Source organism: Caballeronia zhejiangensis (genome assembly GCF_000698575.1).
Taxonomy (GTDB): domain Bacteria; phylum Pseudomonadota; class Gammaproteobacteria; order Burkholderiales; family Burkholderiaceae; genus Caballeronia; species Caballeronia zhejiangensis.
In genome coordinates this window covers 20,233-33,522 of record NZ_JFHD01000053.1, presented here as the reverse complement: position 1 = coordinate 33,522, position 13,290 = coordinate 20,233, and the positions used below count along the sequence as shown (strand labels likewise).

The 13,290-nt window shown below is 62.9% G+C and carries 13 protein-coding genes; 9 read left to right on the top strand and 4 right to left on the bottom strand.

The annotated features are described in order from the left end of the window. Positions 1-355 precede the first annotated feature (355 nt). From BG60_RS33530 to BG60_RS33515, 4 genes are all read right to left on the bottom strand, one after another. Complete coding sequence (locus tag BG60_RS33530) at positions 356-1,105, bottom strand: hypothetical protein (RefSeq protein ID WP_008354364.1); 750 nt, start codon at positions 1,103-1,105, stop codon at positions 356-358. Continuing rightward, complete coding sequence (locus BG60_RS33525; protein WP_008354362.1) at positions 1,102-2,013, bottom strand: substrate-binding domain-containing protein; 912 nt, start codon at positions 2,011-2,013, stop codon at positions 1,102-1,104. The genes BG60_RS33530 and BG60_RS33525 overlap by 4 nt, the downstream gene beginning before the upstream one ends. Positions 2,014-2,075: 62 nt before the next feature. After that, positions 2,076-2,498, bottom strand: coding sequence for a c-type cytochrome (locus BG60_RS33520; protein ID WP_008354361.1), 423 nt, complete (start codon positions 2,496-2,498; stop codon positions 2,076-2,078). A gap of 112 nt (positions 2,499-2,610) precedes the next feature. Continuing rightward, positions 2,611-4,422 (bottom strand): methanol/ethanol family PQQ-dependent dehydrogenase, encoded by a 1,812-nt coding sequence (locus BG60_RS33515; protein ID WP_008354360.1) that lies wholly within the window; start codon positions 4,420-4,422, stop codon positions 2,611-2,613. 345 nt (positions 4,423-4,767) lie between these two features. Between BG60_RS33515 and BG60_RS33510 the strand changes: the two genes are divergently transcribed. The 9 genes from BG60_RS33510 (at position 4,768) to BG60_RS33470 (ending at position 13,207) form a co-directional block, all read left to right on the top strand. Further along, positions 4,768-5,148, top strand: a complete 381-nt coding sequence (locus tag BG60_RS33510; RefSeq protein WP_008354359.1) for a 4a-hydroxytetrahydrobiopterin dehydratase — start codon at positions 4,768-4,770, stop codon at positions 5,146-5,148. A gap of 921 nt (positions 5,149-6,069) precedes the next feature. Next, positions 6,070-7,122, top strand: coding sequence for a beta-ribofuranosylaminobenzene 5'-phosphate synthase family protein (locus BG60_RS33505; protein ID WP_008354358.1), 1,053 nt, complete (start codon positions 6,070-6,072; stop codon positions 7,120-7,122). A 49-nt stretch (positions 7,123-7,171) separates the two neighbouring features. Next, positions 7,172-8,101: an NAD(P)-dependent methylenetetrahydromethanopterin dehydrogenase gene (locus tag BG60_RS33500; protein WP_008354357.1), complete on the top strand. Its 930-nt coding sequence runs from the start codon at positions 7,172-7,174 to the stop codon at positions 8,099-8,101. Then, positions 8,098-9,273: an ATP-grasp domain-containing protein gene (locus BG60_RS33495; RefSeq protein WP_008354355.1), complete on the top strand. Its 1,176-nt coding sequence runs from the start codon at positions 8,098-8,100 to the stop codon at positions 9,271-9,273. Before BG60_RS33500 ends, BG60_RS33495 begins: the two co-directional genes overlap by 4 nt. Further along, on the top strand, positions 9,270-10,268 hold the full coding sequence (gene mch, locus BG60_RS33490) for a methenyltetrahydromethanopterin cyclohydrolase (protein WP_008354354.1): 999 nt from the start codon (positions 9,270-9,272) through the stop codon (positions 10,266-10,268). The genes BG60_RS33495 and mch overlap by 4 nt, the downstream gene beginning before the upstream one ends. Next, entirely contained in the window at positions 10,265-11,194 is a 930-nt protein-coding gene (locus tag BG60_RS33485) for an ATP-grasp domain-containing protein (protein ID WP_008354353.1), read from the top strand. Before mch ends, BG60_RS33485 begins: the two co-directional genes overlap by 4 nt. Continuing rightward, complete coding sequence (locus BG60_RS33480; protein ID WP_033536662.1) at positions 11,181-12,038, top strand: triphosphoribosyl-dephospho-CoA synthase; 858 nt, start codon at positions 11,181-11,183, stop codon at positions 12,036-12,038. Before BG60_RS33485 ends, BG60_RS33480 begins: the two co-directional genes overlap by 14 nt. 172 nt (positions 12,039-12,210) lie before the next feature. Then, entirely contained in the window at positions 12,211-12,720 is a 510-nt protein-coding gene (fae, locus tag BG60_RS33475; RefSeq protein WP_008354351.1) for a formaldehyde-activating enzyme, read from the top strand. An 85-nt stretch (positions 12,721-12,805) separates the two neighbouring features. Further along, complete coding sequence (locus tag BG60_RS33470) at positions 12,806-13,207, top strand: hypothetical protein (protein ID WP_008354350.1); 402 nt, start codon at positions 12,806-12,808, stop codon at positions 13,205-13,207. The last annotated feature ends 83 nt before the right edge of the window (positions 13,208-13,290 follow it).

The following is a 13,290-nucleotide window of genomic DNA, read 5'->3' as shown; positions in this document are numbered from 1 at the left end:
TGCTTCTCTACTAACGTCTCCATCTCACTGCAATCGCCGCCCTTTGGTTTCCCTTGCATACCCAACGGCAGCGCGTAGCGCTGTGCCGAAGCTCTTTCGTGCTGAACCAGTGTCCTCAGCGCTTTCGGGCGGCAGACCGTGCGCGATCCGAGTCCGATGGGGCCTATGAGGGCACTCTTTAGGCGAGTGCCATCTGCAACGAGAGAACTACCCAAATTGCGTGTGACCGCGGGCCGTGACGAGCTGCTTTCTTTGCTTACTTTCTTTGCAGCAGCAAAGAAAGTGAGTGCCGCCCCGCACAGGGGCAACGCTAATAGACCGCCGCGAAACCGGGATCCGGCGAAAAAGAAAAAAATCACCGACTAGCCCGAGGCGCATTCGAGGGCTTCCCCGGCGCGCCCATATTCCTGAACGTCCCTTGAAAAGCAATCGTCTCCTTCTGCAGCGGATGCGCAAAATCGTTCCCATCACCGGGCACTTCGGTGCGAATCATGAGCAATCGCCCGGGCACGTCATCGGCCATGACGAACGTATAGCGCTTGGCGAGGTACTTGGTGAACCGCTCGGCATTGGGATCGTTCAAATAAGGCTGAATGACGATCTGCTGCGCCTTCGCATGCTTGCCAAGCCCGAGCGCTTCGCTCGACACCGGCGTGATAGCAGGCCCCGCCGCAAGCGCCATCCTCACGCGCTGCTGGAAATAGCGCCGCTGACCGCCCGTCAGTTGCTCCATCTCCGCGATGTCATGCTCCAGAAAATAGATGATCACCGGATTGCAAGGCAAGCCGCCCGGCACGTTGACATTCCCCGTCCGATCGGAAACCTTCGCGTCGTTCTTGCTGTTGCCCTGACTCACGACGAGCACGCGCAACGTGTCATTGACCTTCGACGGCGGCCCGGAATAATCCACCGCGTAATCGAGCTCGGTCTGCGCCTCGACACCGGTCATATGCGGCTGCATGAAGAGCAACTGCTCAGCGGGCTTGATATCGACGGACGTCGGCGCCGAAGCCACGGGCGCGTCCGCACACATCGCGACGCGCGGCATCGCACTGCCCAGCGCGATAACCCACGCGCAAAGAGAAGCCGCGTATATCCGCTTCATTGCGCGCTTTCCGGCTGCAACGGCAACAATGGAACCTGATAGCTCGTCAGAATCTGATCGATCTTCGGCTGGTTCGATGCAATCCAGTTATCGACCTTGTCCCGCCACGCCTTTTCGCCATAACGCACGCCCATCGAAATCTCATAGTCGAAGCGAATCGGCTGACCGGCCGGGAATGGCACGAGACGCACCTTGTTATCGGAACGATTCGCGAAATAGCCCGCGATCGGCCCCCATACGAAAGCCGCATCGACGTCGCCCTTCGCCAGATCGCGTTCGATCATCTCGCCGGGAAACGCCTCGGGATCGCCGCTTTGCCCCTGATACGACACAGCCTGAGCGATCAGATCATGGCGAAGCAGCCAGTCCACGGCGGGGCTCTTCACGAAGACGCCGAGCTTCATTTTCTTCAACTGATCCGGCGGCAGATTCATCAGATCCGATGGAGTCTTGATGCTCGCGTATTCGGGCTTGTTCGGAAACACCATCGCGTAAGTAGAATGCAGATACGGACGCGTCGTCGCGGTCAATTCATAACCCTTCGGCACGCCGATGATCAGATCGCATTTGAAGCGCTCCGTCTGCGGCACTTTCTCGCGCAGCGTGTTGCGCACGAATCCCATGCGTTGCGGCCAATACGTATATTCGAGCTTGTAGCCGAAATCGCTCGCCATCTGACTCGCGATCTTGTTCTCGTAACCCTCGCCCTTCTTGTTGGAGAGCGGCATGTTGTTCGGATCGGCGCACACGCGCAGGATACCGTCCGCGCCATCGTTGTTCGGTAGATCGGGCGGCGGAGCGAGCGCACCTTGCGCGAACGCCTGTTGCGCCGAGAACGTCGCGAATGCCGCGCATAACGTGGCTACGAATCGGAACGAAGCGGCGCGGCTTGCATTACGATCAGACATCGACACCTCCGGGTATGAGAGCAATCATCAGACGTCAGCCGCCAATCGGCCATGCAACGTCTTCATTTTGCATCGATTGCCTGCAGATCGCCCGGGTTGATCTTGCCGTCGGAGCGCCCCTTCAGGTACGCATAGAGGTTCTCCCAGTTCTTCTGCATCATCTGGCTCGCGCTGAAGTCGGGCATACCCTTGTCCACGCGACCGCCGAATACGGTTCGATGAAACTCATTCTTGTCGAGCGTCTTGAAAGCGTCGATCAGCGACGGGCCGACCATCCCTTCCTGCTTCGCCCCGTGACAGCGTTCGCACGCGAGCGCCCGCCAGGTCTTCCAGCCCTGCAGCGTGTCGCTGTCTACCTTGTTGCCATCGACGACCTTATACGCGACCGGCTTGATTTGCGCAGGCATCGCAGGCGGCGTCTGTGCAAAGGAAGCGGACGAAGCAGCGAGCGTCATCGTCAGCAGCAAGAGTGATCGGCCTTTCATACGTCTGACTCCTTGAACATGTCTTGTATATGAGGTGCTTCGTGTTGCTGCGGCGCGGCGGCCGTTGCAGCCGCCGCGCATCGCACATCGACTGATTCACATCGAAGAAACATCAACCGCCCGGAATCGCGAACACGAAGAGCGTGCCGCCGAGAGCCGTGTACTTCGCGAGCTCCTTGTAGCCGCCGACCGCGCCCAGGCCTTCCGTCGACTTCTCGAGACCCGCCGCCATGCCGATGCCGGCCCAGCCGCCGATGCCCGAGTACACGCCGATATACTGCTTGCCCTGGTACTGGTACGTGAACACGTTGCCGATGACGCCCGATGGCGTCTTGAACTTCCACAGCTCCTTGCCGTCCTTAATGCGCACTGCCTTGATGTAGCCTTCGAGCGTGCCGTAGAACACGACGCCGCCTGCGGTCGCGAGCGCGCCGGACCACACCGAGAACTTCTCCGGCTTGGACCACACGATCTTGCCCTTCGAGGCATCCCACGCGATGAAGTTACCCATCGCGCCTTTCTCGTTCGGGCCCGGATACATCGAGAGCGTCGCGCCGACGAACGGCTGACCCGACACGTAATCGACCTGGAACGGCTCGTAGTCCATGCAGACGTGATTCGTCGGCACGAGGAAGAGCTTGGAGCCAGGATCGAATGCGGCCGGCTGCTGATCCTTCGAGCCGAGCGCTGCGGGGCAGATGTTCTTCACGTTGTGATCGGGACCGGCCTTCTGCGTCGAGTAGCTCGCATTGCGAATCGGCAGGCCGCTCTTCAGATCGACGCTATCGGCCCAGTTCACCGCCGGGTCGTACTTCTGCGCGACGAGCAGTTCGCCCGTCTGGCGATTCAGCGTATAGCCGAAGCCATTGCGGTCGAAGTGAACGATCGCCGGCACGGTCTTGCCGCCGATGTTCAGGTCCGAGAGGATCATCTCGTTGACGCCGTCATAGTCCCACTCGTCGTGAGGCGTCATCTGATAGACCCACTTCGCCTGGCCCGTGTTGAGATCGCGCGCGAAGATCGTCATCGACCACTTGTTGTCGCCCGGACGCTGCGTCGGGTTCCATGTGCCCGGATTGCCCGAGCCGTAGTAGATGAGATTCAGCTTCGGATCCCATGCGTACCAGCCCCATGTCGTGCCGCCGCCGTACTTCCACTGGTCGCCCTGCCAGCTCTTGAGCGACGAGTCGGCACCGACCGGCGTCATCTTGCCGTCGGTCCAGGTCATGGTCGCCTGCGGGTCCATCAGCATTTCGTTGTCGGGACCGGTGCTGTAGGCCTTCCAGACTTCCTTGCCGTCCTTGATGTTGTACGCGACGATACGGCCGCGCACGCCGAACTCACCACCCGAGATGCCGGTCAGGACTTTGTCGCCGAAAACGTGCGGCGCGTTGGTGTTGGTTTCGCCTTTCTTCGGATCGCCGTTGGTCGCGGTCCATACGACGTCGCCGGTTTTTGCGTCGAGCGCGACGAGCTTGGTGTCGGCTTGCTGGAGGAAGATCTTGCCGTCGCCATATGCAAGGCCACGGTTGACCGTATCGCAGCACATCACCGATATGACCTGATTGTCCTGCTTGGGCTGGTATTGCCAGATGAAGGTCTGATCCTTCAGGTTGATGGCGATAACCTTGTTGGGGAAGGGCGAGTGGATATACATCGTGTCGCCGATGACGAGCGGCGAGCCTTCATGACCGCGCAGCACACCAGTCGACATGGTCCAGGCAACCTGTAGCTTGCCGACGTTGTTTTCGTTGATTTGCTTGAGCGTGCTATAGCGGTGATTCGAGTAATCGCCCGCTTGCGCCGCCCAGTTCGAGGGATTCTTGATCAGGCTGTCGAGCTGCGAGTCGGCCTGAGCGACATAAGAATTCAGGCCTGCCGTCGCTGCCACCGCCAGTCCAAGAACCAGGGTGCGTAAGTTCATGTCTCCTCCAGAATGGTGATGCCTCCGACCCAGGGATGACCACGCTACCGGGTTGCATCGTGCGCGCCTTCAAATGCAGGTAACGAGTTGCGCTTCGTCCAGTACATAGCCGGACGTTTGCGTAGAGAGGCCAATTGCATATTCCATGCCGGTTTAACTTCTGTTGCTTTAAATCGGGAATTCGACGGGTGATGCTGTCGTTAGTGGACGAATTTCTGTCGGGTGGCGACACATACTGTGTCAAATACGCGAACAGTCATGCGGCGCGTGTGACATGACGCGATGCAGCATGTTTTGTTTGGCGCATACTTGGTCTTGCGTCGATAACTTTGCGGAGGCTTCGCCATGGCTCAAGCCGAGAAGGTCTATTCCGATGAGGAGATCAAGCAGCGTCTGACCGGTGTGCTCAAGCACTGGTATGTCGAGGATGGGTGGCTCAGGCGCAAGTTCAAGACCGAAAGCTGGAAGGGGACGCTCATGGTCGTGAATACGGTGGGGCATCTTGCCGAAGCGGCCTGGCATCATCCGGATCTCACGGTTTCTTATGCGTTCGTCATCGTCAAGCTCAAGACGCATTCCGCTAAAGGCATCACGGATAAGGACTTTGCTCTTGCTTCGAAGATCGAAGAGGTCATTCAGTGGCAGCCCGGGAAGGAGGATGGGCCGCTCGAGGGCACTCCCTCGGATGATCAGCGCTTCCGCTATATCAAGTATGACGAGGGTTGAGGTTTTGTTTTTGTTTTTGTTTTTGCTTTCGGTTCCGCTTTTGATTTCGCTTTCGCTTTCGCCGGATCCCGTATTCGTGTCGGTCTATTAGCACTGCCCCTGTGCGGGGCGGCACTCACTTTCTTTGCTGCTGCAAAGAAAGTAAGCAAAGAAAGCAGCTTCCGATACGCCCGCGGTCACACGCAATTTGGGTAGTCCTCTCGTCCATCGTGGGCTGCCTAAAGAGTGCCCTCATAGGCCCCATCGGGCTTGGCTCGCGCACGGTCTGTCACATCGCACCACACAACAAACTGGTTCAGCACCAAATAGCTCCAGCCCGCTTCGCGGCCGACCGGTCTATCCGGTCGGCGCGTGCTTCGCTACTAACATCTTTATCGCACTGCGCGCGCAAACCGATGGTTTCCCTTGCAGACCCAGCGGCAGCGCGTAGCGCTGTGCCGATGCTATTTCGTGCTGAACCAGCGCCCTCGAAGTTATTGGGCGGCGGACCGTGCGCGAGCCAAGCCCCGTTATTGTGATGAGGGCACTCTTTAGGCGAGTGCCACCGGGGACGAGAGTACTACCCAAATTGCGTGTGACCGCGGGCCTGAAAAGCTGCTTTCTTTGCCTACTTTCTTTGCAGCAGCAAAGAAAGTAGGTGCCGCCCCGCACAGGGGCAACGCTAATAGACCGACGCGAAACCGGGATCCGGCGACTACAGCAAAGAAAGTGAGTGCCGCCCCGCACAGGGGCAATGCTAATAGACCGACACGAATACGGGATCCGGCGACTACAGCAAGGAAAGCGAGTGCCGCCCCGCACAGGGGCAACGCTAATAGACCGACAGACCACGGAATCCGGCGAAACAAAAAAACTGGTACAGGATTTGCCTAACCCCAAAGCCCCAAAAAAATCCCGCCAAGAAAAAGGAAGCCCATCCCGATGCCGACTCAACCAGCACGCATCTCGCCGCCCACGGCGATCACAGTCGAATCGCCTGCGCGCCTGCATCTTGGCTTCATCGATCCGAATGGCTCGCTGGGCCGCGTCTTCGGCAGCGTGGGTCTTGCGATCGACGCGCACGGCACGCGCATAACGGCGAGGCAAGCACCAGCATCCAGACGCGATGCGCACATCGAAGGCGCAACCACCGAAGCACAACGCGAACGCATCGAACACCACGTCGAGCAACTGGAAGCAGCACTGGGCAAAGGCCCAACGATCGACATCGAGGTACACGAAACCCCGCGCGCCCACACGGGCTTAGGCTCCGGCACGCAGCTGGCCTTGGCCCTGGGAACCGCCTACGCCCGCGTACGAGGCCACGAAGCCACCACCGCCGATATCGCCACAATCCTCGCGCGAGGCGCGCGCTCCGGCATCGGCATACATGGCTTCGATCACGGCGGCCTGATCGTCGACGGCGGCCGCGACGCGCGCAATACCCGCCACACCTCCACGACGAAACTGCCGCCGCTCATCGCCCGCCAGCCATTCCCGGACGCATGGCGCGTCCTGCTCATCGACGACACCTCGCGCGAAGGCCTCCACGGCGACGAAGAGAAACGCGGCCTCGCATCGCTCGCACCCTTCCCCGCATCGCTCGCCGCGCACCTTTCGCATCTCGTGCTGATGCGCGTCCTGCCCGCCGTCGCGGAACACGATTTCGACACCTACGCCGACGCCATCTGCGACCTGCAACACACCATCGGCGAATACTTCGCGCCCGTTCAAGGCGGCGTGTTCGCGAGCCCCGCCGTCGCGCGCGCGCTCGAAGCCGTCGCCGCGGAGCAGAAAGCGGGCATCGGACAGACATCGTGGGGGCCGGTTGGCTTCGCGTTCGTCGCGAGCGCGCAGGACGCCGAACGCGCGCTCGCCGCCGCGCAGCGCGTCTCGCAAGGCGCACCGCTCGCGTTCACGATCGCCGCCGGACGCAATCGCGGCGCGACGTGGCGTGCGGCGGGTCATCGTCATCACGGCGCGGACGCGGCCTGAGCACGGAACGCACATCGAACCATCCACCACGCCCAACGAGTCCATCGCCATGCCCGAAGCCACCGAAAGACCCTACGTCCTGCACATGTTCACCAGCACGCCGCAAATGAGTCCGTTCGATGTGAACATGGCCGCCGACGCGGGCTATCAGATCCTCGTGCCCTACTGCAATGTCGATGAAGACATCGTCGTGCAGCTCACGCAGGACGCGATCTTCTCGCGCGGGCCAAAAGGCGTGTCGCGCACGGGCATCTTCATCGGCGGACGCGACGTGATGCTCGCCGCCGACATGCTCGAAAAAGCCCGCAACGCGATGGTCCCGCCGTTCGAAGTCTCCGTCTTCGCCGATCCGAGCGGCGCGTACACGACCGCCGCCGCGCTCGTCGCGCTCGCGGAAAAGCATCTGCGCGCCGCGCATTCCGTCGATCTCGGCGGCAAGCGCGTGCTCATTCTCGGCGGCACCGGCGCGGTCGGACGCGTGGCCGCGGCGATGGCCGCATCGCTCGGCGCGGATGTCGTCGTCGCGAGCCATTCGAGCCAGTCGCGCGCGACGCAAGTGAGCGACGAAATCAATCGCCGCTTCGATATCGCGACTTCGGGCGTCGCGACCGGCTCGCCCGATCAGTTGCATCGCGAACTCGCGCGCGCCGAAGTCGTGTTCGCGACGGCGGTCGCGGGCGTACAGGTGATGACATCCGCCGATCTCGCCCACGCAAAAAACCTGCTGATCGCCGCCGATGTGAACGCCGTGCCGCCCGAAGGCATCGCCGGCGTCAACGTGATGGACGACGGCAAGCCGCTCGCGGGCGCCGCGCGCGCGGACGCGGTCGGCATCGGCGCGCTCGCGATCGGCAACGTCAAATATCAGGCGGAGCATCGGCTGTTTTTGCGCATGCGCACCGGCGGCAAGCCCGTTTATCTCGGCTTTCCCGAAGCATTCGACGAAGCCCGCGCGATCGTCGCGGGACAAAGCTCATGATCGCAGGCGAGCTATCCCGCGCACCGCGCATCGCCGTCGCGGGTTTGTCGGCGCGGCTTCTGGCGCAATCGGCGGCGCGCGCGGGACTGAACGTCGTCGCGCTCGATATCTTCGGCGATCGCGACACGCGCGAGCACGCGGGCATGTGGTTCGATATTGGCGGCAAGGGTCTGTCGATCGATCGCGCGCGTCTCTTCGATGCGCTCGAACACGCCGCGCGCCTGCCGCGCATGCTCGGTCTCATCGTGACGAGCGGACTGGAGCCGCTCGCGGGCGAACTGAGCCGCGCGCCGCACATGCCGCGCTTCATCGGCAACGGCGCGCAGGCGGCGGCGGTGCGCGATCCGCGCCGCTTCTTCGCGCTGCTCGACGAAGCGCACATCGCGCATCCGGAAGTGCGCTACACGCCGCCCGCCGATCGCAGCGGCTGGCTCGTCAAACGTTCGGACGGCTGCGGCGGCACGCATATCGAATGGGCCGATGATGTCGGGCGCGCGCCCGCCGGCGCGTATTTTCAGCGGCTCGCGCCGGGCCGTTCGATGTCCGCGCTTTTCGTCGCCGCGCATCGCGAGGCGGCGGTCATCGGCTTCGCGGAGCAACTGACGGTCGCGGCGGGACGTCTGCCCTTCGTGCACGCGGGCTCGCTCGGGCCGGTGCGATTGTCCGCGCGCATCGCGGCGCGCATCGTCGAAGCGATCGATCGAATCGTCTGGCAAACGGATCTGACGGGGCTGAACAGCATCGACTTTCTGCTCGACGGCGACACGTTCAGCGTGCTCGAAATCAACACGCGCCCGTCATCGACGATGGCGCTCTATGAAGCCGCCTGGCCCGACGCCTGGCCGCGCGGTTTGATCGGCGCGCATCTGGATGCGTGTCTGCACGGCGAGCTGCCGCACGCGCCGGATACCGCCGCTCGCACCCCGCCGCTCCATGCGGGGCAGCGCGTCGTGTTCGCGCACGAAGGCTTCACGGCGTCGCCCGCGTTCAGCGACGCATGTTTCGACGATCCAGCGTGTCACGACGTGCCGCTCGTCGGCGCGCGCATCGAAGCGGGCCAGCCGGTCTGCACGATGACCGCGTCCGCGCCCGCGTTCTCCGATCTGCGCGACGCGCTGGATCGCGAGCATGCGCGCCTTTTGCAACGCATCGAACTCTTATCGAGACCATGACTTCAACTTTCCAGGCGGATTCGGCGGTGAGCGTCAACGCATCGAGCGAGCGGCTCGTCGCGCGTCTCATCGACGATGCCGCGCGTCTTCACGTCGACGTCACGCGCACCGATGGCGGCACCGTCATCGTCGATGCGGGCGTGGACGCCAAAGGCAGCGCCGACGCGGGCATCCTGATCGCGCGCATCTGCATGGGCGGGCTCGGGCGGGTCGCGCGGCGCAGCGCGTTCGATGACGCACCGCTTTGGCCGAGCTTCATCGAAGTGCATACGAGCAACCCGGTGCTCGCGTGCCTCGCGAGTCAGTACGCGGGTTGGAGCCTTTCCGCGACCAAGGAGCAAACGGGCGGCAAGAAATTTTTCTCGCTCGGCTCGGGGCCGGCGCGCGCGCTCGCGTGCAAGGAACCGCTCTTCGACGAACTGGGCTATCGCGACCGTCACGATCGCGGTGCGCTCGTGATGGAAGTGGACCGGCTGCCGCCGCAAGTTGTCATCGACAAAGTGCTCAACGATTGCGGCCTCGCGCCGGACAAGCTCGTCATCGCCGTGACGCCGACACAGTCTGTTGCGGGCACGGTGCAGGTCGTCGCGCGTGTCGTGGAAGTCGCGCTGCACAAGACGCATGTGCTGGGCGTCGATCTCGCGGAGATCGTCGAAGGCAGCGGCAGCGCGCCGCTTCCGCCGCCCGCGCCCGACGGCATCCAGGCGATGGGCCGCACCAACGACGCGATCCTCTACGGCGGCCGCGTGCATCTGACGGTCAAAAGCGACGCGGTCGCGAAGCGGCTCGCCGCCGAATTGCCGTCGTCGAATGCGCGCGATTACGGGCGTCCGTTCGCGGAGATCTTCACGTCGTTCAACTACGACTTCTATCAGATCGATCCGGCGCTCTTCGCGCCCGCCGAAGCGTGGGTGTCGAGTCTCGAAAGCGGCGCGACGTATCACGGCGGCAAGGTCGACAAGCCTTTGCTCGACGCGCAATGGAGCGCGTCATGAGCTTGCGCGTCGCCATCATGACCGATGAGACAGGCTGGCACACCGGCCGCCTGAAGAAAGCATTCCGCGCGCGCGATGTCGAAGCGCGTTGCGTCGATCTCGCGGATTGCCGCATCGACACGACATGGAAACCGCACGGTCTCGCGATTCCCGGCTTCGGCCACACGCTGCCCGACGCGGTGTTCGTGCGCGGCATCGCGGGCGGCACGTTCGAGCAGGTGACGTTGCGGCTCGGCATCCTGCATGCGCTGCGCGAGAGCGGCGTGCCCGTCTATAACGATGCGCGCGCGATCGAGCGCAGCGTCGACAAGTCGATGACGAGCTTTCTGCTCAACCGATACGGCGTGCCGACGCCCGCGACGTGGGCAAGCGAATCGCCGTCGCATGCGCAGCGCGTGCTGATGCGCGAGGCGGCGGCGGGCCGGCAAGTCGTGATGAAGCCGCTTTTCGGTTCGCAGGGCAAAGGGCTGAAGAAGCCCGGCGTGACGCTGCCGTCGCTGGAACCCTTCAGTCAGGTCGCGTATCTGCAGCGTTATGTCGATGCGGGTGCGCCTGGCTTCGACTGGCGCGTGCTCGTTATCGGCGGCAAGGCGGTCGCGGCGATGAAGCGCGTCGGCGGCGAAGACTGGATCCACAACTTCGCGCGCGGCGCGATATGCGAGCCTGCCGAAATCACGCCCGCGCTCGCAGACATCTCCGTGCGCGCGACACAGGCGCTCGGTCTCGACTACGCGGGCGTCGATCTGATTCCGGCGGAAGGCGGACGGCCGGTCGTGCTCGAAGTGAACGGCGTCGCGGCGTGGCGCGGTTTGCAATCGGTGACGCCGCGCGATATCGCGGCGCTGCTCGTCGACGATTTTCTCGATCGCAAGCTGGCCGCATCGAAAGGCCCGCTTGCGCTCGCCAGCGGCGATGAGCGCGTCTGACGCCGCGCGCACCGCGTTTCTGCGCGCGTGCCGGCTCGATGTCGAGACCAGGAAGCCCGGCAACGTGAGCGTCGCGAGCGCGGGGCACAACATGACATCGGCGCAATTCATCGCGAGCGCGGGCACGGCGGCGGCGGGACTCTTCACGCCGCGCGCACGCGTGGGCGCGCGCATTCTCGACGCCGTGCGGCGGACTTTCGACGCGGTCGGCTGCAACACGAATCTGGGCATCGTGCTGCTCGCCGCGCCTTTGTGCGCCGCGCTCGAACGTTTCGATGGCGACGCTCCGATCGATGCATCGCGCTGGCGCGCGGCGACCGAGCGCGTGCTCGCGGAACTGGACGTCGACGATGCGCGCCTCGCGTATCGCGCGATCGCGCTGGCGAATCCGGGCGGCCTCGGCGACGCGCCCGAGCAGCCCGTGCATGCGCCGCCGACCGTGACCTTGCGCGCGGCGATGTCGCTCGCGGCGGATCGCGACAGCATTGCGCGTCAGTATGAGAACGGTTTCGCCGATATCTTCGGCGCGGGCCTCGATGCGGTGGGCGCCGTGTCGTCGGCGACGGAGCATCGCGCGATGCTGGAAGCGTTCCTGACGTTTCTTTCCGGCTGGCCCGATTCGCACATTGTGCGCAAGCAGGGCGCGGCGATGGCGCAAAGTGTCACGCGCGATGCGGCGATGCATCGCGCGAACTGGCACGCGACGGGTTGTCCCGCGGAGTCGCCCGCGCTCGATCGATGGGATGCCGAACTGAAGGCGCGCGGCATCAATCCCGGCACGAGCGCGGACCTCGCGGTGGCGGCGCTTTTCGTCGCGTTGACGACGTCATCGGCGAATGCATGAAGTCTGCCCGCGCGGACCGGAAATTGGCACGGAACATGTTAGGAAGTTCGCGGTTGAGCGGTCGCATCGGCAATCCGGTGGGACCGCGAGCCTTGCGCGGCTAAAGAGGTGCCCGTCGCGAGTCGAGAGCAAGTCGCTAGTCCCTAGAACCACACATCACTGGAGGAACAGCATGGCCAAGATCAACCGCGTCCTGGTAGGAGAGTCGCTCGTCGGCGATGGCAACGAGGTGGCACACATCGACTTGATCATCGGACCGCGAGGTTCCGCTGCCGAGACCGCGTTCTGCAACGCGCTCACGAACAACAAGGACGGCTTCACGTCGCTGCTCGCCGTGGTTGCGCCGAATCTGCTGACCAAGCCGAACACGATTCTCTTCAACAAGGTGACGATCAAGGGCGCGAAGCAGGCCGTGCAGATGTTCGGCCCGGCGCAGCGCGCGGTGGCGATGGCTGTCGCCGACAGCGTGGAAGGCGGCGTCATTCCCGCCGACGAAGCCGACGACCTGTTCATTTGCGTCGGCGTGTTCATTCACTGGGAAGCGGACAACGACCAGAAGATTCACGACTTCAACTATCAGGCGACGAAGGAAGCGATTGCGCGCGCGGTGGCGGGCGAGCCATCGGCCCAAGATGTAGTATCGAAGAAGGGAACGATGTCGCATCCGTTCTCGCCGAGCTGATTTGTTGTTTGGGGCCGGTGCGTGTGGGACTTTTGCGTGCCGGCTGTCTTGGCGTTGTTCGTTTCATAACCACGAGGCTCTTCGCATGACCCCACGTTGCTGCGCGTTGTCGGTGCTTCTTTGCCTCTCGCTGATCTCGCCGCTTTCGTTCGCCGCGACAGGCGCGGGTGGCGGGCCGCCGCCGGCGAAGACGCACGATTATCCGACCGAAGGGCGCGTGGAATACGTGCTCGGATGCATGGACGATAACGGGCACGATTTCGCCAACGTGTACAAGTGCTCGTGTGCGATCGACAAGATCGCCAAGGTGCTTACTTATGACGATTACGTCGAGCAATCTACGTTTTCTAAGTACGCTACGTTGGGTGGGGAAGGTGGGGCAGAGTTTCGCGTGGATCGCGCGAAGGCTCAAACCAAAAAGTATCGGGAATTGCAGAGGGATGCTTATAAGGCTTGTGGGATTCAGCAGAAGGCTGCTGCCAAGTGAAGTTCTTTTTGCTTGCGGTTTTCTCTCGCGCTCTTGATTTCGCCGGATCCGGCGAAAACCAAAGCCAAAAACCAAAAGCGAAA

Excerpts from the sequence above, each read along its gene's own strand:
- BG60_RS33505 (WP_008354358.1), top strand. The coding sequence starts at position 6,070 with ATGCCGACTCAACCAGCACGCATCTCGCCGCCCACGGCGATCACAGTC.
- BG60_RS33470 (WP_008354350.1), top strand. The coding sequence starts at position 12,806 with ATGACCCCACGTTGCTGCGCGTTGTCGGTGCTTCTTTGCCTCTCGCTG.
- BG60_RS33480 (WP_033536662.1), top strand. The coding sequence starts at position 11,181 with ATGAGCGCGTCTGACGCCGCGCGCACCGCGTTTCTGCGCGCGTGCCGG.
- fae (WP_008354351.1), top strand. The coding sequence starts at position 12,211 with ATGGCCAAGATCAACCGCGTCCTGGTAGGAGAGTCGCTCGTCGGCGAT.
- BG60_RS33530 (WP_008354364.1), bottom strand. The coding sequence starts at position 1,105 with ATGAAGCGGATATACGCGGCTTCTCTTTGCGCGTGGGTTATCGCGCTG.
- BG60_RS33520 (WP_008354361.1), bottom strand. The coding sequence starts at position 2,498 with ATGAAAGGCCGATCACTCTTGCTGCTGACGATGACGCTCGCTGCTTCG.
- BG60_RS33495 (WP_008354355.1), top strand. The coding sequence starts at position 8,098 with ATGATCGCAGGCGAGCTATCCCGCGCACCGCGCATCGCCGTCGCGGGT.
- BG60_RS33485 (WP_008354353.1), top strand. The coding sequence starts at position 10,265 with ATGAGCTTGCGCGTCGCCATCATGACCGATGAGACAGGCTGGCACACC.
- BG60_RS33500 (WP_008354357.1), top strand. The coding sequence starts at position 7,172 with ATGCCCGAAGCCACCGAAAGACCCTACGTCCTGCACATGTTCACCAGC.
- mch (WP_008354354.1), top strand. The coding sequence starts at position 9,270 with ATGACTTCAACTTTCCAGGCGGATTCGGCGGTGAGCGTCAACGCATCG.
- BG60_RS33510 (WP_008354359.1), top strand. The coding sequence starts at position 4,768 with ATGGCTCAAGCCGAGAAGGTCTATTCCGATGAGGAGATCAAGCAGCGT.
- BG60_RS33515 (WP_008354360.1), bottom strand. The coding sequence starts at position 4,422 with ATGAACTTACGCACCCTGGTTCTTGGACTGGCGGTGGCAGCGACGGCA.
- BG60_RS33525 (WP_008354362.1), bottom strand. The coding sequence starts at position 2,013 with ATGTCTGATCGTAATGCAAGCCGCGCCGCTTCGTTCCGATTCGTAGCC.